18 protein-coding genes are annotated in these 26,019 nt (G+C 47.3%); 2 read left to right on the top strand and 16 right to left on the bottom strand.

Annotation, left to right across the window (positions count from 1 at the left end):
- Window positions 1-7 precede the first annotated feature (7 nt).
- Both A3CY_RS21270 and A3CY_RS0115335 read right to left on the bottom strand, forming a co-directional pair.
- Window positions 8-472, bottom strand: coding sequence for a GNAT family N-acetyltransferase (locus tag A3CY_RS21270; protein WP_018338821.1), 465 nt, complete (start codon window positions 470-472; stop codon window positions 8-10).
- Window positions 469-3,120 carry a transglutaminase-like domain-containing protein gene (locus A3CY_RS0115335; RefSeq protein ID WP_018338820.1) on the bottom strand — a complete coding sequence of 884 codons (2,652 nt, stop codon included), beginning with the start codon at window positions 3,118-3,120 and terminating at the stop codon, window positions 469-471. The genes A3CY_RS21270 and A3CY_RS0115335 overlap by 4 nt, the downstream gene beginning before the upstream one ends.
- Window positions 3,121-3,629: 509 nt before the next feature.
- On the opposite strand from A3CY_RS0115335, the gene A3CY_RS0115330 reads away from it, so the two are divergent.
- Window positions 3,630-4,550 carry a DMT family transporter gene (locus A3CY_RS0115330; RefSeq protein ID WP_018338819.1) on the top strand — a complete coding sequence of 307 codons (921 nt, stop codon included), beginning with the start codon at window positions 3,630-3,632 and terminating at the stop codon, window positions 4,548-4,550.
- A 43-nt stretch (window positions 4,551-4,593) separates the two neighbouring features.
- Here the strand turns inward: A3CY_RS0115330 and A3CY_RS0115325 are convergent, their stop codons facing one another.
- The 13 genes from A3CY_RS0115325 to A3CY_RS0115265 form a co-directional block, all read right to left on the bottom strand.
- A complete protein-coding gene (locus tag A3CY_RS0115325; RefSeq protein WP_205619919.1) occupies window positions 4,594-6,075 on the bottom strand; it encodes a hypothetical protein in 1,482 nt (493 codons plus the stop codon).
- A gap of 100 nt (window positions 6,076-6,175) precedes the next feature.
- Window positions 6,176-8,326 (bottom strand): endo-beta-N-acetylglucosaminidase, encoded by a 2,151-nt coding sequence (locus A3CY_RS21265; protein WP_051082740.1) that lies wholly within the window; start codon window positions 8,324-8,326, stop codon window positions 6,176-6,178.
- A 170-nt stretch (window positions 8,327-8,496) separates the two neighbouring features.
- On the bottom strand, window positions 8,497-9,660 hold the full coding sequence (locus A3CY_RS0115315) for a retropepsin-like aspartic protease (protein WP_018338816.1): 1,164 nt from the start codon (window positions 9,658-9,660) through the stop codon (window positions 8,497-8,499).
- Between the two features lie 15 nt (window positions 9,661-9,675).
- Window positions 9,676-11,304 carry a S8 family serine peptidase gene (locus tag A3CY_RS0115310; protein ID WP_018338815.1) on the bottom strand — a complete coding sequence of 543 codons (1,629 nt, stop codon included), beginning with the start codon at window positions 11,302-11,304 and terminating at the stop codon, window positions 9,676-9,678.
- A gap of 28 nt (window positions 11,305-11,332) precedes the next feature.
- A complete protein-coding gene (locus A3CY_RS0115305; RefSeq protein WP_169503681.1) occupies window positions 11,333-12,214 on the bottom strand; it encodes a TlpA family protein disulfide reductase in 882 nt (293 codons plus the stop codon).
- Window positions 12,215-12,226: 12 nt separating this feature from the next.
- Window positions 12,227-13,306 carry a TlpA disulfide reductase family protein gene (locus A3CY_RS22185; protein ID WP_018338813.1) on the bottom strand — a complete coding sequence of 360 codons (1,080 nt, stop codon included), beginning with the start codon at window positions 13,304-13,306 and terminating at the stop codon, window positions 12,227-12,229.
- Window positions 13,303-14,097, bottom strand: a complete 795-nt coding sequence (locus A3CY_RS0115295) for a hypothetical protein (RefSeq protein WP_026207734.1) — start codon at window positions 14,095-14,097, stop codon at window positions 13,303-13,305. Before A3CY_RS0115295 ends, A3CY_RS22185 begins: the two co-directional genes overlap by 4 nt.
- Window positions 14,098-14,108: 11 nt before the next feature.
- Complete coding sequence (locus A3CY_RS0115290; protein ID WP_018338811.1) at window positions 14,109-15,194, bottom strand: TlpA family protein disulfide reductase; 1,086 nt, start codon at window positions 15,192-15,194, stop codon at window positions 14,109-14,111.
- Window positions 15,195-15,284: 90 nt separating this feature from the next.
- Window positions 15,285-16,244, bottom strand: a complete 960-nt coding sequence (locus A3CY_RS21255) for a hypothetical protein (protein ID WP_155828382.1) — start codon at window positions 16,242-16,244, stop codon at window positions 15,285-15,287.
- 12 nt (window positions 16,245-16,256) lie between these two features.
- Window positions 16,257-17,786 (bottom strand): RagB/SusD family nutrient uptake outer membrane protein, encoded by a 1,530-nt coding sequence (locus A3CY_RS0115280; protein WP_018338809.1) that lies wholly within the window; start codon window positions 17,784-17,786, stop codon window positions 16,257-16,259.
- A 12-nt stretch (window positions 17,787-17,798) separates the two neighbouring features.
- Window positions 17,799-21,260, bottom strand: coding sequence for a SusC/RagA family TonB-linked outer membrane protein (locus tag A3CY_RS0115275; RefSeq protein ID WP_018338808.1), 3,462 nt, complete (start codon window positions 21,258-21,260; stop codon window positions 17,799-17,801).
- A 224-nt stretch (window positions 21,261-21,484) separates the two neighbouring features.
- A complete protein-coding gene (locus A3CY_RS21250; RefSeq protein ID WP_018338807.1) occupies window positions 21,485-22,660 on the bottom strand; it encodes a FecR family protein in 1,176 nt (391 codons plus the stop codon).
- An 89-nt stretch (window positions 22,661-22,749) separates the two neighbouring features.
- On the bottom strand, window positions 22,750-23,307 hold the full coding sequence (locus tag A3CY_RS0115265; protein ID WP_018338806.1) for an RNA polymerase sigma factor: 558 nt from the start codon (window positions 23,305-23,307) through the stop codon (window positions 22,750-22,752).
- Window positions 23,308-23,394: 87 nt separating this feature from the next.
- Here A3CY_RS0115265 and A3CY_RS0115260 point away from each other — a divergent pair, with 87 nt between their 5' ends.
- The gene (locus A3CY_RS0115260; protein ID WP_155828380.1) at window positions 23,395-23,592 is read left to right on the top strand and encodes a hypothetical protein; all 198 of its coding nucleotides are present in this window, start codon (window positions 23,395-23,397) and stop codon (window positions 23,590-23,592) included.
- A gap of 117 nt (window positions 23,593-23,709) precedes the next feature.
- Here A3CY_RS0115260 and A3CY_RS0115255 read toward each other — a convergent pair whose 3' ends face one another.
- Window positions 23,710-26,004: a Gldg family protein gene (locus A3CY_RS0115255; RefSeq protein WP_018338804.1), complete on the bottom strand. Its 2,295-nt coding sequence runs from the start codon at window positions 26,002-26,004 to the stop codon at window positions 23,710-23,712.
- Between the last annotated feature and the right edge of the window lie 15 nt (window positions 26,005-26,019).

The following is a 26,019-nucleotide window of genomic DNA, read 5'->3' as shown; positions in this document are numbered from 1 at the left end:
TCTTCAACTACTCCAATCTAATTAATTTCGTCATTATGTATGCGGGTCCGAAGTATTCGGATTCCTCGCGTTCACGGGCAACGTATCCCATCTTCTCGTAAAAACGGACAGCCGTGAGGCTGGCGGACAGTTGCAGCCAGTGGATGTTCCGCTCGAGGGCGACATCCTCGACGTGGCGCAGCAGCCGTTCGCCGATCCGTTGCCCGTGCTCCCCGGGGGACACGTAAAGGGCACACACCTCGTCCCCCTCCAAACCGACGGTACCCACTACCTGCCCGTTTATTTCTGCCACGAACATAGTACGGGTCACGGCGGTTTCGCGCAAGTACGAGGGCGTGAACATACGGCACATATAATCGATGACCGAAGCATCATAATCCCGGCTATTCACGTGCAACAAGTTATCCCGGATCAAACGGGACACGGCTTCGGCGTCCCGTTCGTCAAAAAGGCGTATGATCGTCTGCATCATTTCCGGCTCATCACGTTCATGATCTGCGTCCCCAATCCCACGCGGTAGCCCCTTGACACGAAAGCCACCTCACCGTCGCCGTTGAGCAGCACCACCAATGGAAGCGTGCTCGTGTCACGGAATTGCAAATCCTCCGCCAACTGCCCGAGCAGCACCCCGTCATGATCGTACCCCCAGCACACGCCCGACGGGAAAGGACGAAAGTCCGAGCGGTGGAATTTATGCGAGTTATCCTTGTCCTGGAACACGAAATAAAGCGGCAAGCCCAACCGGTCAAATTCCTCCTTCATGCTCCCCATGTCGCGCAAAAGATGATTGGTAGGTTCTTTCTCCGCCTCCACGATAGCGATAGCGGTGTACCCCTCCCGCGGGAGAGTGATTTTCACCGGGGACCCCGCGCCCTCCGGCACGAAAGACAAAGGCAACCGTACTTTGCCGACAATCTCCGTCCGTTCCTCCACGGGACGTACCCGCAACTCCATGCCGGTCTGCCCGTCCGCTTCCACGCGGAAAGAAGTCATCCCGGCGAATACCGCGCCGTCACCACGGCGATTGCCGGTAGAAAGAACGTAATCCCCCGCCTCCAACAGGACGGGAGCGGCGAATATCTGGCTGTAGGAAGCACCCGCCCCCATGTCTACCGCCGCGTTACTCCCGAGGTCGATCGTGCGCACCTGTCCGTTCTCGATCTTCCCGACCGTGAAATTCAAGAAATATTTCGGGTCACCAACAGGTGTCCCCGGGTAATGGAGCATAAATTGTCCTTTCGGCACGGCTTGTCGGGCGGCAAAATCCACCGTGTACCACATATCTTCCAAGCAACATTCCGGCTTGCCGGAAACGGGATTCAACCTCGCCGGAAGCCCTACCGTGCGGCAAAGCGCCACGAAAAAGATATTCCGGGAAAGAGCGTCGGTCACTCCCGCACGAAGCACGCCGACAGGAGGAGTTGTCACCTTTGCCGGGTAGTCCGCTACCCGTACTTTCTCGATATAACGCAACAACCGCTCGGCAAGTTCACGGGGTGCGATACGCTCCCCGTCGACAAGCACGCTATCCCGCGACAAGGCTTCGCGGACAGGCTGCCGGAAAGCGGTAATCAACTCGTTCTGCACCCTCGGGTTCAGCACGTATTCCCGGAAAAGCTCGCCGTCCGGGAAATCCCGCGTACCCGCCACGTGATCCAGCCACACCTCCGCCGGAGTATCCTGCAAATCCTTCTCGGCAACCACATCCAACAGCTGCATTGCCCGTTCCTTATCCCCGACCTCTCGGAACAACCGTTCGATCTCCGCGTAATTACCTCTCGCCAAACGAACGTAACGGGCGAAACGAGCGGTATCCACGCCCAGCTCAACCGCCCTGCCCCGTGCTGCCTCTGCCGTCATGAACGTGGCGGCGTAAGCATTCCGTAACGAATCCTCGCACACGAGGCGGCGGTCGTTCGCCGCCCTTTCGCCCGCGGTCGACAATGCCTCTATATCCCGCTGCACGGGAGGCACCAGATCGAACTCCGTGGCGAACGCGTCACCCGCCCCCTTGTCCAAAGCTATCACGAGCGTATCTCGCTCCCCCACGGGAAATCGCCCGAACCCGAAGCACCCGCCATCGCTTGCCCACACCATGATGTCACCCTCCCCGAGAGTCAACGCCGTTTCCCCGCGGGCATCGGCAACGAGCGTCACCACAGGATAATATTCCCCGTAATTAAATATCTTGTACTCCACCCGGGCTCCCCCCGCGGGACGCCCGAGCGAGTCCGTTACCCGTACCACCGTCCGTTTCGTCCGGGTATAACGGGAGGTCACGTTCACCGCCAAGGCGTTGTCGTTCGTGAAGACAATCTCCTCGTCGCCACCATACTTCCCGAACACCTCCGCTTCCACGTACATCGCCCGCTGCACGGGCAGCGTGAACCACGCTATATTCAACCGGGGTTCCGGCTCGCAAGCACCAAGATACTTCCACTCGCCGTCAATCCAGACCTCTATCCAAGCGTGATTGTCGTCGCAATGCGCCCAGCGGGGCGTGTATATCTGCCGGGCGGGAATGCCCACGGCACGCAATGCCGCCAGCGTGAACACCGATTCCTCGCCACACCGCCCGTAAGCCCGCAGCCTCGTGGCAAGAGGCGAGGACGTACGTGCATTCGTCGGCTTGTAGATCACGTTCTCGTGACACCAGTGGTTCACTTCCAGCGCCGCCTGCTCCATGTTCCCGCGAGCGGCAACCCGCTCCTTCAATTCCCGGAAAAAGACCGCCCTTGCCGTGTCCAAGTACTCCTTGCCTCCCCGCGCGGGAAGCACGAAATGACGGAAGATATTCTCCGGCACGGAAAGCCCCCACGGCATCTCCTCCCGCGCACGGAAAGCCAAGCGCACGTTGTCGAGCAGGTACTCCCCGCCCGAGAAGGAAATATCTACCAGCGGGGAATAAGCGTAAAGAAAAGTCAACGCCTCCCGCTCGGGGAGCGTCATCACGCTGTCGAACACACCAAACAAAGCCGCCCCGGACTCCCCGAACACCGCCCTCTTTCTTTGAAAATCTTCCTCCACCATCGCCCGGTAAGCCGGATCGGTAATAAAATGCTCCCTCTCGCAAGCCCCCAACACCAGCACAAGTAAACAGATAGACACAATTCGTTTCATGGTATTTTAATTTTATCTCTCAAAGATAGATAAAGTTGGCGATACCCGGGAAAAATACAACAAATAAATAGAAATTAAATATTTTTATCATTCGCAACTATCTACAAGACAACCACTTGCACGAGATTCTTCGATAAAACGCATCATTTCTTCGACTATACGCTACATAAACGTGGAAAATAAAAATCTTAATTCACGACATATCGCCGCACCTCTCCACCGGAATAACATGTTCATTATCAATGCATATATCCCCTTCTTTTCCGGTGCACCTTCCTACCAGAGCGGATGTACATTTAATATAATATTCATTCATTTTCGATAACTTCTTGACAACTTCTCGATGCTGTATCGAAGACTTGTCGAGAAGTTATCGAGAACTTACCGGATTTGCCCCGAGAGTAGCGCCTCGCTACCCTTGATCTTCCCGCCGGAAAAATAATCTATCCATACGTTGACTTGATTACATTTTTCTTTTATACATTTGCATTCATTTTAAACAAATATTTATGCAACAAATAAAATCCGGTTCCAACACGTTATACCATGTATCCGCCTTTCTAATCATCTCCATTTGGGGAGTCACTTTCGTGTCCACGAAAGTATTATTAAACAACGGAATGAGTCCGGTGGAAATCATGCTATACCGCTTCGCTATCGCGTACCTCCTCCTCTGCCTGCTGGAACATCGCCGCTTGTGGGCAAACAGCATGAAAGACGAATTATTATTCATTGCATCCGGTATCACGGGAGGTTCCCTTTATTTCGTCACGGAGAACATCGCTATCGACTACACGCTGGCATCCAACGTGTCGATCATCCTGTGTACCGCTCCCATTCTGACAGCCTTGCTGTCCCGCCTGTTTATCCGGGGGGAAAAGATAAAGAAATCACTCGTCTGGGGCTCACTCGTGGCTCTCGCGGGAGTAGTGCTTGTCGTGTTCAACGGAAGCATCGTCTTGCAAGTAAAGCCGATTGGGGACTTGCTCACACTTGCCGCCGCCTTGTGCTGGGCGTTTTACACGATCATCCTGAAGAAGCTGGACGCCTACCCGACCGTGTTTATTACCCGCAAAGTGTTTTTCTACGGGCTGGTGACGTTATTGCCTATGTTTCACTTCTACCCGTTGCGCTGGAACGCGGAACTCTTTGCCTTGCCGCAAGTATGGGGTAACCTCTTGTTCCTGGGGATTATCGCTTCCTTTATCTGCTTCATCGCGTGGAACAAGACCGTGAAGGTGCTGGGAGGCATCCGGGCAAACAATTACATCTATCTTACCCCGCTTGTCACGCTTATCGCTTCCGCCATTGTCCTGCACGAGCATATCACGTTTATCGCCATCGGCGGCGCCTTGTTGATCATCTGCGGGGTATACGTCGCTGAAAAAGGGTTCCCGAACTTCGGGAAAAAAGAAGTGGCAAAAGCCTGATTACTTTTGCCACTTCCGGTGATTTATGAGATTATTCCCAACGCTACTTGTCTATATCCAACACGATCTCGTACGTTGAATTCGGTTTGAACTCCGGGTTGTAAATAATCAGGAAGTTCTCGTCCACTGCCGCTTTCCAGTCCTGTCCGGCAGCCAGGCGGGGATTGTTCAAGCGCGTGGGGAAGAAATAGCTGAAAGGCAAATCCAACACGTGCTCCTGTTTGAACTTGTCGCCCTTCATGCGTTCGAGGCTGAAATTCTCTTTCGTGTTGATCGTGATGATACATTTCTTGCCTTTTACCTTGGAAGTTACCGTGAAATCCGTTTCTCCCGGCACTTCCTGCAAACGTACCTCCCACTTCGGGTCGCCGTAATAAGCCAATACGTCACGGTCGTGCCAGAACCCGATCTGGTCTTGGGTGGGTTGTCCCTTTATCGCATTCGCGATCTTCTGCCCGGCAATCTGGAACTCATTACCGTCAAAGTTATAGTTCTCCTTGATTAAAGAAGGATACCACTCGTTTTGCTGGTACAGGAAATCCTGCTGGTTCATGTAGATCGCTTCCGCCAGGGTGTAGCGTCCCGGGTTGGTCACCCAATACTTCAAACCACCCCAACCGTTACGACCGTGCCACGTGGTGACCACGTAACCGATCATCGTGGCCGCGTTCCCGCTGTTCATCCAAGCGATAGCCATACTCTCTTTGGTGTTGTTCACGTTACCGATCAGGCAATTGCCCACGGCAAAATACACCTTGCGTTTCCCGCTTTCTTTCAAATCCCACGTGGTGTTGGCAAAATGATCCCGCGCGTACAGCTTGCCATCCTTCGCCATAATATTACCCAACGAGTAAGGCATTTCCAGGTTTCTCTCCGTGGCGTGAGCTGCCGTTACAACCAAATCCGGGTTATACTCGGCATAAATATCCGTGAATTTCTTCAGGACGGTCTTCGGGTCGATCTGGGCGGTCTGTATCTTGGCATCCCGACCTTTCTTCTCGCCCCACAATCCCCGGTTATGGTCGTCCACCCAGGCATAGTTGTCGAACCACTTGGCACTGTTCAACTCCATGATCGTGGCGACGGCATCCTTCACCAGCAGGGGTTCCGTGCTGTTGTTCACCATCTTCATTGCCGCTTCCGCGTCATATCCCGTGATTATTCCCCACAGGAAATCGGCAAAAATATCCCCATCCACTTCACGGCTCACGTGGTGCATATCGATCACGTAATCCCGTCCCAGGTTCTCGGGCTTTTCCACGATTGCCACGTAACGGGGACGCACCCGCTGGAGGTCTGCCAGATTTTCGCGGGGAGCTTTCTCGTAAAAGAAGACCTCGGCATTATGCTTCTTTTTCAAAGCATCCACTACTTGCATCCACGCTGCATCTTTCTGCACGCTTTGGGATGCCAACACAACATACTCGCTTCGGGCATTGCCGTCCCCCTTTTTCTTTTGGGCAAACGACGGCATCACCGAAACCAGTAAACACAACAAAATTGATACTCGGTAAATTTGTTTCATCTCGCAATAAATAATATATAAAACACAAAATAATTAATTTCCAAATGTAAGCATCAATACTTCTCTTTACACGATGGAATAGGTTAAATTTACGTTAAAATCACCGCACACGTTCAATCTTTTCCCACGTCATCCTAGACATCCGCTTCCCGTCGGGGGCTATCGCCCGTACCCCCAACCAAAGCACGTTGCCACCCGGGGCTACCGGCACGCCACACACGTAAGCCGCCCAAGAAGTGGTGGTCGCCACCAGACGAGGCTTCCCCCGGGGCGACTCTTTCACGTACACTTCAAAATACCACGTGTCCACCGCCTCGTTCATCACAGGCATATCCTTCTCCCGATTGACAAGGGGTAGCACGTTCCATACCAGTTTAAAGTCCATAGAATCACGATATTCCCGAATGACCTTTGCCGTCGAGATTCCCGGACGCACGGGTTTATACCGCACCCGCGGGTCGGCTAAAGACAATTCGCCAACAAACATCTCGTAATCTTCCGTCGTATTCTCGACCAACAGACCGAGACAGGCTATCCGGTCACCCTCCCGTATTCCCCAATCCTCCAACTTGCATTCCATGGTCTGCCATTTATTCGGTTTTACAGCCTGCCCCACCGGAATCTCTATAAACTGATCCTCAGTCCCGACTTTCGAAAGCAGCACTTTCAATCGGCTTCCAGTGTTATCATTTGCCTTATAGGTAAAGGCTAGTTCTACTTTCCCGTGCACGGGAATATTTGTTTTAAACAGACGCACTTTGGAATAGCCGGTAGCCCCGTGTAATTTCAAACACGACCCACCAAACCAGGAATCTTCAAAGACAAAATCACACGCTATGGCATCTGCCGGGACACGCCCGTCCCGCCCCGTGATCCACCAGCGCCAAGAAGGCATCCAATCCTGCATTCCCACGTTGTACCAGGGCAAATTATTGACAGACTGTCCTTCTTTATTAAAGAAAAGCCCGTTGCCCAGGTTAAAACGGGTAACGAAAGGCAACTCCTGTATGGTACTTCTGGCAGGGAAAAAGGTGGAAATCCCGTGGAAACGCCGCATATCTTTCTCGTTGACCGTCGTGATCGTGTTGGTGACGGCGGGCACGTTCGCGGGATTTCTCGTCCCGCCCGTGAAGAAGTACTCTAACTTCCGCAGGTAAGTGTTTTGCACCGTGAGCGGGTCGTTACCGTACTCGTAAGAGGCGTTATGAATGTTATTCCGGTCATGTTCACCCCACAGGCAGACGGACACGGACTTGTCTTTCAACACTTCCCAGCCTTTCCCCGCGCGAGGTTCCGCATCGTAACTGGAAAGCCCCCGTCCTCTCAGGTAGAATCCGGCGTACACGTCATAAGAACTTCTCCCGTAGCGAACGGCGTTACGTGCCGATTCGCCCATCGGGTCGTTGTTGCCTCCCCACGTGTCGATATTATAATTCAGCATGAACATATTGGTTACCACGCGGCTTTCCTTCTGGAACCAATCCCGGTTGCGGTCTTGCAAGGCATTCTGCCCGAAACTCAAACGCCCGAGGTTTCCATTGCTATCGTACCAATCGACATGGAAGCCTTTCAACCCCAAACGTTCCGCCTGCACGTGCAACTCGGCAAAGAAATCCTGCACTTCCGCGGCGATGTCGGCATCCCATATTCCTTCCGGGTTTATACCGATACCGTCTATCCTGTAATATTTCAAGAATCGAATCAATTTCCCGGCATACTTGAACCGACCGTACTCGTCCTTCGCCGTCAACCGGGACAAAAGGTCATACACCCGATCGCCGGGAGCCTTCACGGGTTCTCCCCAATTGATAAACAACACGCATCCCGTGCGGACTCCATTCTTATGCGCCACATCATTGAACACCCCCGGGACACGAAACCAGCCGTCACCCCAATTCCCGTGAATATCGACGTATTGCCACATATTGAAGTTATCCGCCTCGAAGCAGTTGCGGGGAAACGACTTCCATTGCTTTTTCCCGTCCCCCATGGGAGTCCACCAGCACAACTGCCGTGCCGTATTCAACTCCGGGTGCACCTGCGTCTTCGCGTTCTCGAACCGCTCCTTCAATTTCACCCGGGATATAAAAAAGTTGTCATCTTCGTTGACGGGAACACCTGGTTCCCACGCTTCCAGAAATTCCACGAAATTCATCCCGTTCGAGGGATTCCAGCGAATATCTTCCGGCTGTTGGCTATAAGCATTCGCAAATAGCCAACTAAACAAAACACAACAAAATACTTTCCTCATACAAATCATATTACACAAACACGTTACACAAGGCTTCAAATGTAGTGAAATATTTTGATGATCGGTTAGAAAATAAATATTCAACCCTCAATCTCCAGAGGAATAGATTTAAAGGATAATAAATAAAGTGAGATTGCACGGCAACCTCACTTTAACAACATATCAACTGTTTACTTCTTCTCGATAGCGACCTCTACTTCAGTGCCATCCCGCCGCAAGACGGTGATGACGGCTTTCTCGTTCTTGATTTTCACGAGCGAAGATTGTAACGCATCGGCGACATTTACCTCTCCGACAGGCTCCCCGTCTATCTTTAAAAGACGTTCTCCCGGGAAAATCTTCCCCACTAAATCCCCCCACACGCAAGCTACCACGACATGACCATCCGCCACGGTGAAGTCCACGTTCCACTTTTTCTCGTGCAAATCACGAGAAGCCGTTTCAAAAGGCTCGAAGTAAAAAGCGTTTGAAGCGTAATCAAGCGTCACCGTGCCATAGTCCAATAATCGTGAGCCCAAGCGGGAATAAGGCGCAGAGACGGATCCCGTGACGATATTCCGGAAACGTCCCGTGCTGACACGCAATTCCCGCAAACGGATCAGACTACGCTCCCTGGCAGAGGCTTCGCCAGCCATCCCGATGCCGCTACTACCGTATCCCTTGGCTAATAATTCTGCCGCATCCTCGCGAAGGGCTTCCGCCGCAGTCGCCTCGATCATTTCATAGAAAGCGCCCGAGCCGCTATCGAACATGACGGTTTCTATCACCCCCGCACCCACGTTCAACTCGATAAAAGGGATCTGCCCTTGCACGCGTACCAGCGGCAGACGATTCCTCGGGTTAATATGAAAAGGGGCGATGCCGTCGGTTATAATAATCTTCTTTTGCCGGGAATCAATCCGCACGACAGCCCCCGGGAACAAGTCGCAACCGACCATCCCCACCACGCCGAATCGCTCGATCAGGTGCCCTTCAGGCATGATCGTGACCGGTATATCCTCGATATTAATTCCCGGGGCCACGCCCATTGACAAACGTTTCAATCGCGCTTTTTCCAAAGTCATCGATTGATCGTGGGCGTCAAGAATCGCTTGCTTACCAGTGGATTGCAAGGCGAGACGTCGAGCCAAAGAACGGGTGATGTAGGTAGGGGCTCCCGTGTCGAAAATGAATTTCCCGGGGATGCCTTCCACGCGCGCTTCAATGATTATCTTTCCATTGACTGTCGTGTATGGCACTTCCACGTAAAAAGCCGGTGTTTCCGCCTTGGCCGTGAGGTGCAAGGCCGCGGAACAAATGACCAGCAAGCTAATATACAATTGTTTGAATTTCATACTGAATGTTTTTAATTACTTTCCCTCGCAAATTTCATGCGCCAGCTTAACAGCGGCGGCGGCATCAATAATACCTCCCGATACACATAGTTGGTCGTATCCCCCGGTCGGCGCCCCCCCGCTATTGGTCGGATCACGCGGGAAGGGAACGGTTGCCGAGGGTGTCTGCCGGGCCGTACGGACGAGAATATCCCTTATCCGCGAGGCCTCGAGCGACGGGTAATAAGACTTCAACATGGCGGCGATGCCGGCAACCACGGGAGCCGCGATTCTCGTGCCAGTCACTTTCCTGTAGTTGTCCCCGCAGACCGTCGTGTACAATTGCACGCCGGGCGCGAAGAGGTCGACACTGCCCGTCCCGTGGTTACTGTTAATATAAGGATTGCCCTCCATGTCCGAGGCACCGACCGTGATGATATTGGTGAACGCACGTTCGCGCCCCAGCCCTTGTTTCACGGGGAAATAGGGGTCTTTCCCCGTGTCACGGTAGTTATCGCCGGCAGCGTGCACGATCAATACATCGTGTTTCTCGGCGTAAGCGATGGCATCATCAATCCATTCGCGGTTATCCAACACGTATTTGCCGAAACTCATGTTGATGATATCCGCCCCTTGGTCCACCGCGTAGCGGATAGCCAGGGCTATGTCTTTATCGTACGCGTCACCGGAAGAGGGAAGAGCACGGAGGAGCATCAGTTCCACCTGGTCGGAGATTCCCTTTATCCCCCTGGTGATACCGGACGCGGCGGCTATGATGCCCGCCACGGCAGTCCCCTCGTCGGCGGCAGCGGAGAGGAAGTCGTGGTTCCCGTAATAGCGGTCTGACAAGGAGTTGAGATCGTCGTTCACCAAACTTCTCTCGTCGACCAGTGCCGCCCACGCTTTCTCGCATTCCTGGCGCTGAGCCTCGCAGCTCCTGTAACGGTTCCGATACAAGTCATCCCATTTCTTGTTTTTATTCCCGAAGCTCCACACGATGCTGTAAGTATAGTAGGCGATCTTCTGAAGCGTGTCCCCGGATTGTTGCACGATCGGGTTCAACGCGGCAAAATCTTCTTGCGTGGGCTCACGATCTGGACATTTTTCCCGCAACAGGCGATCTAGTTCTTCGACGCTTTTAGCCAAATTGTAGTTAAAACTTGCCCCCACGTACAAGGATACTAACGGACTGTTCTTCGCCCATTTAAGGTAGTCGATATACTCGTTGTTCTCTTCCTCGCTTCTCTTCTTCCCGTGGAGTTCGTCAAAACGGTCCTTCACTTTCAAGAATTGGCGGAATGCTTCGTCGGAAGTTCTCTCGATCAACTTACCGTCGGGGGAGGCGAGGAAATTCCACCCGTGCAAATCGTCGGGGTAGCCGTTCTTGTCGTCGTCTTTCGCGTTCCCGGCGATTTCTTTCCCGTTACGCCATAGGACGTTAGCCAGAGCCTCGTGTTGCACGTCGAACCCCGCGTCAATTACCGCCACTACCACTTTTCGCCTGGGGGCGTTGTCCCCCAACTCGCAGTAAGCCTCTAGAATACCCGCCCCGTAAACACTGTCCCGGGCAGGCGACAATAAATGCCAGTCGACACGGGTCTGGGCTTCCGCCGCCAGCATGGCACACGTGAATAATACGATTCCGAATAATTTCTTTCTTTTCATCTCTCGATTTATTTAATACGTTAATTACTCAATTCCCGTTTTCCCGGTGTTGCTTCAGCATGGAAAGGAAATAGGGGAAATACTCGTGCCCCGGCGATACACTCCACGGGATCAGGAATTTCCCTGTCGCGTCAAGCAATATACAACGGGGAATGGTCTTGACACGATAGCTCTCGCGAAAAGCAGCGTTCTCGTCGGCAAAAAGATGAATGCCTTTGCCCTCGTGACCGTTGTCCCTTAAAAATTGTTTCCATGCCTCTTTCCTGCCTAGCGGTTCAACGGCAACCGTCACGAACCGTACGTTTTTATACTCCGCCTTCAATTCTTCCAGGCGTGCCAGATCTTCCCGGCAATTCGCGGAATCCAATTTCCATACCTCTATGAATAACGGTTGCCCTTGTAAATCGTGCAAACGAACGGTTGTCCCATCGCTCGACTCGAGTTCAAAGTCCGGGGCGTCTTTCCCGGGCCGCAAAGGTTCGTACCAGGCGACCAATTCCCGGGCTCTGTTTTTCAATCTCTCGGAGACGGAACACAAATCCATGTCCGTGAATATATTATCGATAAAAGTATTCTCCCCCCGATCCAATTTTTCAGCTAATGCCCACATGACGTAGCATTCTCTCACCCGCTCGCTCCGGATGTTATACAATACCCACGTGGCACGTTCCAGCACGTCCAGCTTGGGTTCCTTAAGATCCAAGACGCGATTCACGAGGCGAATGATTTCGGATTCCCGCAACGACTCCAAGCCCGGGGTGTCGAGATCCGTATCCCCGTTTATCAAGCGATCATTCAAGCGATTCGTTTTCACGACCGTACTCGTGTCAGAGGTTTGTTGCTCCCGTGCATGAGCGGACAGGCAAATTCCCCATACAATCATAAATTGTATCAATAATTTTTTCCCCATTTGGAATACCATTTACTTGTTTAACAACTCGATGATTTTATCCCGCAAAATATTGCGACGCACGTTTTTACCCACGATCCTCCCGTCTTTGCCAACCAGCACGATGTGAGGGATGGATTGTATGCCGAACAGTTCGCGCACCTCGGAATCGTCCCATCCGCCATCCGCCAACGTGCTGAGCCAAGGGATATTCTCTTCCTCGCACGCTTCTTTCCATTTATCCGACGAGGCATCCAAAGAGATACTCACGAAACGTACGCCTTTGTCCTTGAACTCCTTGTACTGTTCCCGCAAACTTTTCATCTCCTGGCGACACGGTCCACACCAGGACGCCCAAAAGTCGAGAACGAGAATATCTCCCTTCAAGGAACTCATGGTAACCGGATTCCCCTCCTCGTCCGACACGGTAAACTCCGGGCACATCACTCCTTCGGCGGACGCAGATAAACCGTCAAGGTGCTGTTTCAAGAGGCATCCCCATGAATATTGTTGTGCCCGCGGGGTCAGCAACCCGTACAATTCTTTTGCCTTCGCGTAATTCTCTCTCCCCGCTTTCTCCGAGATGTAAGCCGAAAAGATATTGTCGGGATGCTCGCGCACGAATTCCCGCGTGAGGGCAAATTCCTCTTCTCCCACTAACAGTACTTGAGTCATCGCCTCGTCTGCCGCTTTTTGATCCCCGGCGTCCATCGCTTTTTTGTATTCTTTTAAAAAACGCTCTCGCCTTGCCGTGTAGTCCTCCTGGAGTTGGCCATACTCCACGGACAAATCGTTTGCCGGAGATCCTTGCAAGTAGCCGGAAGAAAAGGAACGATAGGGGCACTCTATTCTCATGCTCTTTCCATCCATGAAGAACATGAATTGCCGCCGGTTCACTCTCAACACATATTGCCCGGGTTCCTTTAAAATACCCTTCAATTCAAATCCCCTTCCCTCTATTTTCGTGGAACAAATGACTTCCTCCTTGGGGGTTAACAAGAACGCTTTGCCGTACTTGGCTCCTTCCACGTTTCCCTGAATCGAGAAGGAATATTGCTGTGCACCGGAACACCCGATACACACCAACATGATAAAAATAATCCCTATTTTCATTCTTCCTCTTCTAGTAAGATTTTACCGGTAAAATCATCATTCCATCCTTTTAGCAAGCCGGCTTTAGATTTTTCCAACGAATCGTCCTTCAAGAGGTTTTCCAAGACAGATTGTATTTCCCGTGCCTGTGACACGCTGGTTTCCTCCAGCAGGTAATCCACTAAATAACCTATTACACCCAAGTCTATGATCCCGCTTACAGTCCCCCCGGATTGTAGCATCCCGACGAACAATTCCACCATTTTATCGACATCTTTCCGCTTGTATAATTGCCACATTTCCAACAAGGTCTTACAAGTCGGAGAGACGGCTGCCACGTTATTATTTGCCAATAATAACACGACTTCTTCACAATCGGGTTGTGCCGGCTTTTCCTCGGCGGGAGAAGTCATCCAATGAAATACCGGCCATAAAAGCATCACTTCCATTTTTGGACTCATCTGTTTCACCTGTTCTTCCCGCAAATTCAGTTTATTCCAATTCTTTATATAATCCAGGCAAACTTGACTTTCCTGGTAATCGATGTAATTGATAAAGTCCTGTACACTTTGTTCCGCGTACCGTTGTTCCCCGGGCAAAAGCACGATATAACAATCCAATGCCCGACTCAGTGCCTGACGGTCTTTACTCTCTTTTAAATTAGCGATATAAGACGCTAAAAAATCGACATCACGTTTTCCCCGCTCGAATTCTTTCTTTTGCTGTTCCAACACGTTCGCTTGTCCCCAGCCACTCATGAAAGCAAAAACAGCAACAACCAGCAAAACGCCTTTCTTTATACAATTATCCATATCTCGTACGCTTAAATTGAACTACCTAATAACTTATCCACAAATTCTTCGAAACCAGCGCCCGGACCGGGGACATCGGTATCAATTATTTTCCCGTCTTTATCTATTATGATATACCGGGGTATACCATGTACATCATAATCATCCTGGAAGGGTGTCGTTTTCGGGAATGCGATCAAATTCTTAACTCCTAACAGTTTGTACCTTGGCAAAGAGTACTTCCAATGATTAAATTTACCCTCCTCGTCGATGGATATCGTGATAAATTCCACATCCGTGCGATCTTTATACTTCTCCGCAACTTTCATAAAATAAGGTAATTTACGGATACACCCTCCACACCACGTCGCCCACACGTCGATTATTAATATTTTACCCCTGAAGTCTTGAAGAGAATGCTTTTGCTTTTTATAATCTATTAAAGTAAAGAGAGGGGCGTCCTTTCCCGGACTTAAACGTTCCTTCGCGGCATACAAGTCCATTACCAATTGTCGTAGTTCTCCCTCCGGCATGTATTGCTCGAATAGAGGACGGGCTTTTTTCAACGCCCCCGTGTAGTTGAGTATAAAATCACTTCTGATTCCTTTAAAATAAGACAATATCAAATCTGGATTTCGGGATTCCAGTATTTGTTTGTATCTTTCGTACTCCACTTCATCCCGTTTAGCGTCTAGAATCTGGGATGCCTCGTAACCGTCCGCCAAGGCTTTCACGTTGAAATAAGTATCTATATTTCTTTCAAGATTGGGAAGCGCCAAAAATTCCCGCGAATCAAAACGCACGCCTTTTAATACCTTCCGCAACGCACTTTTATTCACACTAGCATTCTTGTGCTCTCTATAATAATCGGCAATCGAATTTATTGCCTTAACCTGATTGGCAAGACGTGCCATTTCATCTTTCTTGTCACGGGCAAGGATCATTTTCTCGATGGCTGCCTTCTGCTTTAAAATTGATTCTACCGTTGCTCCCTCAAGACTGTAGTTATTCCATTCTTTGATTACCTCATCTTGCAATGAAGTCCGGGATTGAGCATTCCCAATACTCGGGAAAAGAAAAAAGAGTAATCCCAGTAAATTTACATACCAATAATTCATACAATACATTTTTTTTATCAATATTAGAGTGGGAACTGTCTAACAAAAAGCATTAGACAGTTCCATTATTTAAAACATTTCTTTTGATAATTAATTCATAGTCGGAATCTTGGCTATTGCCTCCAGATCCAAATCGTATTTAGTCTTCATGTAATTAAGAACATATTGACGTTTCTCCCACAACAAGGGATTATTTGCTTTCGGATGCAGTGCTTCCAACGCTTCCGATGTGTACCTCATACCCAAATGTATATAAGCGAAAAAGTTCTTGCTCGGGTTCGTGTTTCCAATCCTTTTCAACTTATCCAACCTCGTGTAACTAACCGATGCCCCCGGGAAACCCCGTTTCGCGTAATAATTGGGATCTCCCTCTGTACCCGGATCGGATTCAACCTCTGTTTTATAGTCAATCCCCGCTTGAAATTCTTCCGGCATAACGATATTTCCCTTTTCATACGCTTTCTCTAAAATTTCATACAAAATAACTCCTCTCCACTCCCAAAAATCTTCCGGTGTTTCCGGAGTTTCAAATTTACCGTAGAACATATCCGACATGGGATCCGATTCCCCGTAGAACATACAAAGCGACCAATAATCCATTCCGTCAAAAATATTTTTCATGGGCGCTTTCAAATTGTAAGGTCCAAACACTAATGGAGCATGACAATCATAAACCATGTAATAATACATCGGCAACACTTTTTGAGTAATCGCCGGGCTCAAATAGGCAAAAACATAATTCTTCATAAAACTAATCATGAACTCGGCTTGTTCATCATTCTTCAATCCTTCCCCAAAATAAGTCTGACTTCCAATAGTTCCCGTCCATGTCCGATTTAAATCAGACGCTTGAAAATCCTTATAAATAATACAGACATTGAATTTCTCCTTGATTGCCACAACGTCATCATCCCATGAATTGGTTCCTTGAGGGAATTCAAAGCGGACTAAATCTTCGCCACTCTCGTCGGCTGTCAATGTATCTTCATTATAACAAGCAAAAAACAACATGCAGCCTAGCAAACTATATAAATAATATCTCCATTTCATAGTATATTCTCTTTAATTTCTTACTTCCGGTAACGGATTTTGTACCAACTTTCTATTCTCTTCCATCACATCCTGTGGAATTGGCCACGTGTAGAACGGGTCTTTTTCTTTCAGCGTGTAACGCTTGATAACCTTTCCATCGCTCTTCCACTCGTGAGTGATGGATGGCATCCCGTAACGACGCAAGTCAAACCAACGATGCCCCTCGAAACATAGTTCCAACCGCCTTTCCTGACGGATACGCTCAACTAAAGCACTTCCCGTTTCCGTCACCGAAACTGTTCCCGGCACAAAACGCTTCTCCAACAATGTTTCCAATGCCCATTTAGCTGTTTTCTCATCCTTATCCTGCGCGGCAGCCTCTGCCAAATTTAAATAAGCTTCCGGCAACCGAAACGCGTGAGCGAAGTTCGTGTTGCTAATAGGTTCATGAGCATAGTTCACCGCAAATTTCCCGTAAGGAGCGTATCCGCCAAGATGCTCATTACCTTCGGAATCGGTATAGGGAGAACGCACGATATAATTTTCTTTGCGAAGATCCCCGGCTTTAAAGGCTTCAAGCAACCCGGAAGAAGCATTAAAGAAATTAGTTTCCAAGTTTTGTCCCGGTTTATAAGGATCGGGGAACACCATCTCCTGCTTCACTAAATTCACGAAGTTAGCTATCTTCCCGAACACCCAGATCACTTCCGAACAATCTTGCGAAATGAAATTGTAGTACGGTTGCGCTGTCGTTTTCTGGGGCAAGGTATTCAAATCCGTCAACATGAAATCCCAATCATCAATCACTTTCCGTGCGTAAATAGCCGCATTCTTCCAATCCTCCATGTACAAGTAAACCCTGGATTTCAATAGTTGCACCATGGGCAAACTGGTTCTGTAATCCTTCCGGTATTGTTGTTCCTTGGGCAACTTCTCGTATGTTTTCTCGGCTTCATCCAAATCCGCCACAATCTGAGCGTACACTTCTTCAACCGTGTTTCGCGGGAGTTCTTTCGCTTCCAACGCACTGGTTATTTTCAAGGGTACCCCCAAGGCTTTCTTGTCATAATTATAAGGAGCCCCCCACATATTTACTAATTGAAAATAATAGTAAGCACGTAAAGCGAAAGCCTGAGCTTTCACGATATTTCTTTCATCATCGGTTCCCGAAACACCATCAATGTAATCCAACGCCGCGTTCGCCCCCAAAATATAAGAATAGAACCAATCCCAAGGCGTTTGATACATCAAAGTTCCCTCTTGGATGAATATATCCGGCTGCCATGCATAAAGTTTTTCCAATAACTGCAAATTATCCCCCGTCATCGTCATCGTGTTTAAAGCTCCCGACGAATCCGAACACATGATATCATCGTCAAACATCAACAACAGATTCATAACTTCTTCTCCTCCTGCCGCCTGTATGTAAGCATTCCCCAATAACATCTCATTCAAAGCAGTAGCTTCTCTAGGAATATATTCACTTTGCGATTTGGGTTCCAAGAAATCCGAACAAGCGGCTAATAAACCCGCAAATAATACAATCAATAACTTTTTCATCATCCTACATTTTTAAAATCCAATATTAATTCCCACGGAATAATTCTTCGGATGCACGCTATCCCCCAATTCCGGATCAAAACCATTAAAGCGTTTACTTGCTATAACAAATAAATTTGACACCGTAGCGTTCAAGGAAAGCGTCTTCAACCCCATCCGTTTGCACCAATCTTCACCAATCCGCCAAGACAATGACAATTGCCTGCAACGCAAGAATGAAGCATCCGCAACCAAAGCATCAGATTGTTCCCATACTCTCATCCACTGTTCCTCCGAACCATTCGGTAAAACAACATTACTACTCAGCGTCGTCACCAATCCGGGTATTTTCGTGTAATTCTCATCTCCCGGTTTCTTCCAACGTTTGGTTAAATCCTTACTCAAATTCACATCCGGATCCGGAATTTTCGCTCCATTAGGTATATTGGCATATGGAGAAGGCAAACGTTTTTTGCATCCTAACAATAGGGAAAAACCGGATGAGAGGGTCAACGTCTTCCAACGCAAACTGAAATTCAATCCCCCGGTAAAATTCGGTTCTTTCGTACCGGAATATACCAGATAAGTTGTCGGATCTACACTAGAATTTCTATCTGCTTCCGGCACATCAAAGTAATTAAACAATGGACGACCGTCCTCACTACTTAACCCGGCAAAAGAATAAGACCAGAAACCACCAACCGGATAGCCTTTCTTCAGAATCTTCTCGCTATTACCAGCAAGTAGCTCATCTCTAGTGGCTTCGTATTCTTCTTTTCCCGTTTCATTCCAGTTTTTAGAAGAGTTCAATGAGATACTTAAAGCCCAATCTTTAGTCTTCACCGGAGTAAAACTAACCGTAAACTCAACTCCTTCGTTCGTTATTTTCCCGCCATTCATATTCATTGTTGATATCCCATACTCGGAAGGCAAATCTTGGGTAACAATAACGTTCGAATTTCTTCTATAATAATCAACGACAACATCAAATATATTAAACAATGTCATATCCACTCCCCAATCCCAAGACTTTGTTTTTTCCCAAGAAAGATTCGGGTTCGGCAAACTAGAGATCTTCGAGTAATGCTGATTATAAACCGAAAGAATTCCATATTGCCTCAATGTCAAATCCGGTCCCAATTTAGTCATCGCATTTCCTTGTATTCCATAGGTAGCACGAACGTTAAAGGCATTCAGCCATTTTTTCATCCCCTCGAGCCATGGCTCATCCATCATTTTCCAAGACAAACCGAAAGAATATGTCGGATCAAACCGATTATTCACGTCCTGCCCGAAACGATTGGACTCGTCATTTCGCATCGAGAAATTAAACACGTAACGATTTTTTAACGAATAAGCAACCGTTGCAAAGAAAGAAAGGTAATTATCCGTATTTTTGGTCCGCTTCCATCCTGTTCCATAAATTTCATCCAGTATTCCCCAACCGGAAACAGCATTACTAATTGGCCGCAATTCATCCGGCGGCGTAGGTCTTACCAAAGTTTCTCCCCGGTCAGGCATATATCCCCATACTTTATTAGCATTGTTGGCAACAGCAGAGGAACGAAGTTCCATTGCCAGCATGGCATTCAAGCGATGCTCATCATTAAAGGATTTCGAAATCAAAATCTTATTCTGAATATTATACGCACGTTGTGAAGCATCGGTAGTGAACATCACACCTCCAAAAGGCAAAAGTGCCGCTTTAAATAAAGTGCTATTCGGTTCTGCCGCTCCATAATCATACCCGCGATACCTCCAAGCTACACGGAATGTTCTCTCCGTGTTATAAGTTTCCCCGTTCGTATTCGAGGCCGTATATCCCCCGGTAAATTCATAACTCAACCAATCCAATATATCCCATTTGAAATTAAGGGCAGCAGATACATGCAAATTCTTGTTGGTAGAGCCACTATTATTCCGTTCATTGATAAAATTATAACTCAAACTTTGAACATTTCTATTATATAAATAAGACTTCCGTTTTTGATAATATACCGGATTTCCTTCTTCATCATAAGCCGGAATAGAACGACTTGTTGTCGTGGCATACGACATCGGATTCACTTCTTCGCCAAAAGCCTTCGTAGTACTGGAAGTTGCATTCAGGCTGGCATTCAAACGCACTTTCTCATGTAAACGAACATTCACCGCAACCCGACCGGTCATTCTCTCGTTGGAGTTTCCGATCTCCTGTCCCAACGTGTTATTATACCCCAAAGAAACATTGTAAGTTACCGCTTCCGTACCTCCAGCCAAACTTACATTATGACTATGACTGACAGCCGAACGGGTCAATAAATCAAACCAATCCGTATTAACCGTCGACAAAAAAGTTTTTCTCTTCATGAATTCATCATAACTTAAATCACCAGCCAAATACATTTTCATTGCTCCCTCATAAGTATACGGCTGAGATATAGGTTCTTCCATATAATATACCCCAGCATTATACACGTCTTGCGAAAACTGCACCCGCTCCTTAGAATTCATGTAATTGAACATCCCATAATTAGGACGGGTATTGATAGTCATATTGCCCGTGTAATTCACGGTTAACCTCCCCACTTTTCCTTTCTTCGTGGTAATCACGATTACTCCATTAGAAGCTTTTGAACCATAAACAGCCGTGGCAGAAGCATCTTTTAGCACAGTAATCGTTTCTATATCCATCGGATTCAACCAAGAAATCTGACTTCCGACAATATCTTTCAGATCCTGAGTCATAATGTCTGCAGTTTCCAATTCTAAAGGATCCTCCTGCACAATACCGTCTACCACCCACAACGGGGATTGATTTCCAAAAATAGTCGTTGTCCCTCTCAACTTGATTTTCGGTGTCGTCCCAACCCGGGAACTGGTGTTCATCACGACCATGCCGGCTATTTGCCCCTGCAACATCTGGTCTATCGAGTTATACGCCGGCATCATAATATCAGCGGCTTTTACGCTTGTGTAGGAACCTACCATATCCCTGCGGTTGACTGTATTATATCCCGTCGATACAACCACCTCATCCATAACCTGGGAATCTTCCTCCAACACCACATTCAATGCTTCCTGTCCATTCCACTTGACTTCTTTGGTCTTCAGCCCGATAAACGAGAACACAAAGACAAGACTATCCTGTTTCGCGACACTTATAGCATATTGTCCGTCCCCATTCGTGGAAACACCCACGGTAGTCCCCTTGATTAAAATAGTCACCCCGGGCAGAGGCGCACCGTCCTTATCCACCACCTTACCTCGAACCGTAACTTTTTCAATCTTGGAAGCCTTAGTTTCCTTTTGCTTGATCACGATGATGTTTTCCTGCACAACATAAGATAGTCCCGTACCTTTCAAACAGATATTCAATGCTTCCAGTACAGTTTTTTCTTTAATGTTCACACTCACTTTGCCCACTCTTGCCAAATCATTAGCATTATAAGCAAAGACAAAACCGGATTGCTTCTCGATATTCCAAATGACCTCTTTCAAGGTTGCATCCTTCATGGACAGATTAATAACACTTTTCTGATCTTGTGCCATTATCAATCCAGGACAAAACAAACATAGAAATAAGGTTACCCGACAAAATAGTAACGCGTACTTCATTTTTATTCCCCAAGGATAGGGAAACCAATGATTTTTTTTCATAACTTTGAATGTTTATTATTTAAATTACAGCACTTCAACATGAAGTGCCGTGAACGGGAGATGTGCCACCATCTTCCGTTTTATTTTCGTTTTTTTATAAATATCTTCCGTCCCTCGACACGAGTTTCCACCGTTCCCGTGGCTTCAAATACTTTCAGCAAAGGCTCAATGGTAGAATGACGATTAAAATTACACCCGAAAGGATACCACTTTACCTCCTCATCCAAATATATGACCTCCACATCATACCAACGAGCTACAATCTTCATAACCTCACACAAAGATTTTTCTTCAAAACGAAGCCGCCCATCTTTCCATGCAATAATGCTAGCCACATCAACATGACTCACTTGTAAGCTATTTCCCCGACGGCTACATTCAACTTGTTCTCCCGGTTTTAAAACAACTGTTTTATCACTATCCTCCAAGGAAACCCGCACGGAACCACTCACCAAAGTAGTTTGAATTACAGTATCTTCAGTATAAGCGGCTACATTAAATTCTGTTCCTAAAACTTGTACATTCACTTTGGAAGTTTTCACGACAAACGGGGCATTCTCATCACGAGCTACCTGAAAGTATCCCTCTCCCTCAAGTTCTACAATTCGATTATTAGCATCAAATTTCACCGGGAAACGAAGTTTTGATTCCGCATTTAAAAAAACGATGGTACCATCAGACAGGGTTAATGAAAACTCCCCGCCACGCGGAATCACTAATTCATTATAAATCAGATCAGCATTTTTATTATCGACAGCATTTTTATAAGTAATATGTTCTTTCTGCAAATCAATTTTAGTACCGTCTTTTTCTTCCAACAAGCGTTGCTGCTGATCTTCTACGGATATAGAAGTACCGTCGCCCATTATCAAATAAGCTTTACGGGTACCTGCCACTATGGTTTCCACGATCTCCGTTCCTGACTCATGCTCGTAAAACAGCCAATACATCCCCCCGACTACCAATAAAGGGATCAACAATACAGCAGCATATTTTCCCAAACGAAGCCACCGCATCTTATGCCGCTTTGAAAAGCGTTTTGCCTGCAAATCTTTCCATCCAGCATCTATGTCTATGGAGCATGAAACTTTTCCTTTTTCCTGCTTATAAGCATCTGAAGTCACTCTTCTGAACCATTTCTGATGCCGTTCGGAAGCAATCAACCAATCATCCAAACGTATGCGTTCCTCCCCTGTCAAATTCCCTGCCAAATACTTCCCGACTAAAATTGCTATATCAAAATAAGCCTTATCCATTTTTTACTTGTAAAGAGTTTTTTATCTTTACTCTTACAACATAAGAAATAGAATATCGGGTATGTCAGTCTTTGAAATTTTATTATTTATTAACTATTCAAGAATATGCAAAGAATCACTTCCAACAAATAATAATGACCTTTCATGTTGTCTTTCAATTTTTTATATGCTTCCTTTTTATAAGCATGGACAGCATGAACGGAAACACCCATCTTCTCCGCAATCTCCGAATTTTTCAATCCTTCCAACGCATAATGAATTACATTCCGCATCTGCTGGGGCAACTCTTCTATGGATCTGTAAAACACTCGATAAGCCTCTTCCTCCATCATTTGTTCTTGAAAAAATTCATCCGATTCGATTGCCATATCTTCCTCTATCTCCACCTTCACTCGCTTGTTCCGGAGTTGATTCAAACATGCGTGACGAACCACTACATAAAGAAATGATTTTATTTTATAGTAATTATCAAAGTCTGCATGGCGATCCCAGTATTTCAAAAAAGACTCTTGCACCACATCTGCTGCCGCTTCCCGATCTTTCAAGAAACGCTCTGCGAACAAACAAAGTGCAATATAAAATTCATCGAACAGCAAACGGAAAGCTTTTTCATCCCCTTTTTGCAATGCACTCAAGAACATCTCCATATATTCCTTTTATTAAAATACCCAATACGCCTACAAAGATAACAAATTAATCTGTAAAAAATTATCAAGTGATAAAAGCCCATGAACATGAAAATATTGCAAGCTCATCCTAATAAATATAAAAATAATTCAAAAGCAGATAATAAGCAATTCAACCAGATAAACCATATATGCCAAGTTATCATCGAGAAGCTGGCAGGACGCATAGAAGTAAATTCCGAAGTCGGAAAAGGTTGTTGCTTTACAATGATTCTGCCTTTGACCGTTCCGGGTTCCCACTTGTAATAATCAAAAAAGAATCGCGTAAATAATTTATATTTATACGATTCTTATCAAGAAATAAGCCTATACGCAACACTAGGCTTAATGACACACTACGATAATATTTCGATTCAGTTTACCCTAACGCCCCCGTCTTCTCACCCAGATAAAAATAGCCCAGATCGCCAAGGCTACCGGTAAACATCCCATAAAACCGATCTTGGAAATATACATTCCCGTGTCCCCGATATTCACGGCATTATCGGGAGCTGTCGGACGCCGGACATCAATAGGCACTTCTTCGTCGGACATCCAGAAGAATGCCCCGCTGATCAACGAATAATTTGCCGCCCTGACGTTCTTGCGGCTAATGCTAATCTCCCCGTTACTGATGCAATCCGCATCTCCCAAGATAACTATTTTTTGTTCTTTATCTCCCACCTTCCGGGAAAGTGCCAAAGCTGTCGTGTACGTCCGTTCCACTTCACCGACGGCGGGATTGAGCCGCACTGTGTCATCGACGAAATCCGTTGTTTCCACTTCATTCCAACATCCCACAGTATCACTGACAAAAAGCGGCGTCACCCGGAAACCCTTGTCTGTCGTGTATTCCAATCCCGCACAACCGGGCATCGTTAACACTCTTTCCCGGTCAATCATCTCCTTAAAAATATAAGACAATTCTCCCGCCTCGGGAGTTGGGCAAGCCATGATAAAATCAGCCTGGAAATTCTCACTCGGACGCACCAGTCGCCCCGGCATAAATTGAACCCCCAGAGACCGGATAATCGGATTCATGATCTCCTGCCTGCGGGGTTCCCCCGCGATCAAAATATTACCGCCTTTCTCGATATACCGGTTCAGTCGCTGCATTTCTTCCCCGGAGAAAGGAGTCCTTACATCGGCAAGCACCAATATCGCCAAATGTTCCGGGATATCCTTATCAAGTGTTATTTCCTCAAAATCAAAACCCTGATTAATCAATGAATACCGGAACGGTTTATCCTGGGCAAAACGATTATAATCCCGGTCACCTTCCCGAACACAATCCCGCTCCCCGTGTCCCTTGATGAACCCGACAACCGGAAGCCGCATCACCAGTCGCTTGAAAGCAGCCGTGATTTCACTCTCGAAAGGATGGCGATACATATCATCAAATATCCGCAAGAAAGTCTGCTGCCCATTATCCCGCTTCAATTGACGCACGAAACGATTTCCCTCGGGACGCAAATCTATCTGTTCCCGAATCTGCTCCGGCGTTAAAAACATATTCGTGTCCAAATCCCACGAATTGGCAGTCTTTACCATCCGTTCCCGATCGCTCAACTCCGGGAAGCGCCTGTCCAGTTGCGGATTATTCGCCTTATCGTAATAATACACGTACTTCATTCTAATTTCAGGCTTGAATCTCCGGTATTGTTTAAAGCGGTCCAAATCCTGATTCACGTAACGAGGTAAAGCAACCGTGTAATATTCGTCCAACAAATTGGTATAAGTCGTAATCGTCAACCCGCCTTCCATTTTATTCACGATCTCCTGGCTGTTAGGCGTCAGTGTTCTTACTTTTGTACGGGTGGAATCATAAAATCCCATCAGCTTCGGACGGGAACTCAAATATCCCAAAAGCATAGCAAGACAGACTACCCCCATATATCTCCCGAAAGAAATAACAACTGAACTTTTTTGGCGGATAGACTTCAACCTCAACACGGCCAACGTAAGGAAAAGAGCGATTACAATTAAAAAATAAAGAACATCTTCACTACAGATCAACCCGTTGATAAATTCCGCAGCACGACCGTTAATTGACAACCAATAGGTTATATCACGGACAAACTCTATCTCCTGCCACATTCCCCCGACAAAATTCAATACTGCCAATACCGCTAACGTTCCCATTGCCGCAACCACCTGGTAAGAAGTCAGGCTTGACATGAAAAGCCCGATCGCCGCATAAGCGCATGTTAACAGATATAATCCCAATATTCCGGAAAGAATAACTGGGAAATCAACCATTTTAATCGTGAATGCACCATAAAGACCAAAAATGAAAAGGATGAACATCAATATCAAACCATAGAACATCATGGATAAAAATTTACCCAAAATGATTTGTATATTCGTCACCGGAGAAGAATAAAGTAATCTAATGGAACCACTACCTAACTCCCGGCTCATCAACCCCATGGTCAACAAAGGAATATAGAAATAGAGATATTGCTGCACTGCCGTGAACAACCCGAACCGACCGGAAAACACGTTCAGCGTTACACTCCGCAACGTGTATCCCAATTCCTGATTCCGAACCATTCCCCCGAATATATCGGAAAAATACATCCCCACCTGAAAGGTGAAAATCACGATAATCAACCAAGCCACGGGCGAATAAAACAAAGTTTGCATCTCCGTCCGGGCAATTCTATATATCATCTTCATATCTTTCGTTCTTAT

Origin of the sequence: Butyricimonas synergistica DSM 23225 (assembly GCF_000379665.1) — a bacterium.
Taxonomy (GTDB): Bacteria; Bacteroidota; Bacteroidia; order Bacteroidales; family Marinifilaceae; genus Butyricimonas; species Butyricimonas synergistica.
The sequence above is the reverse complement of the archived record's forward strand: the minus strand, read 5'-3'. Positions and strand labels throughout refer to the sequence as shown.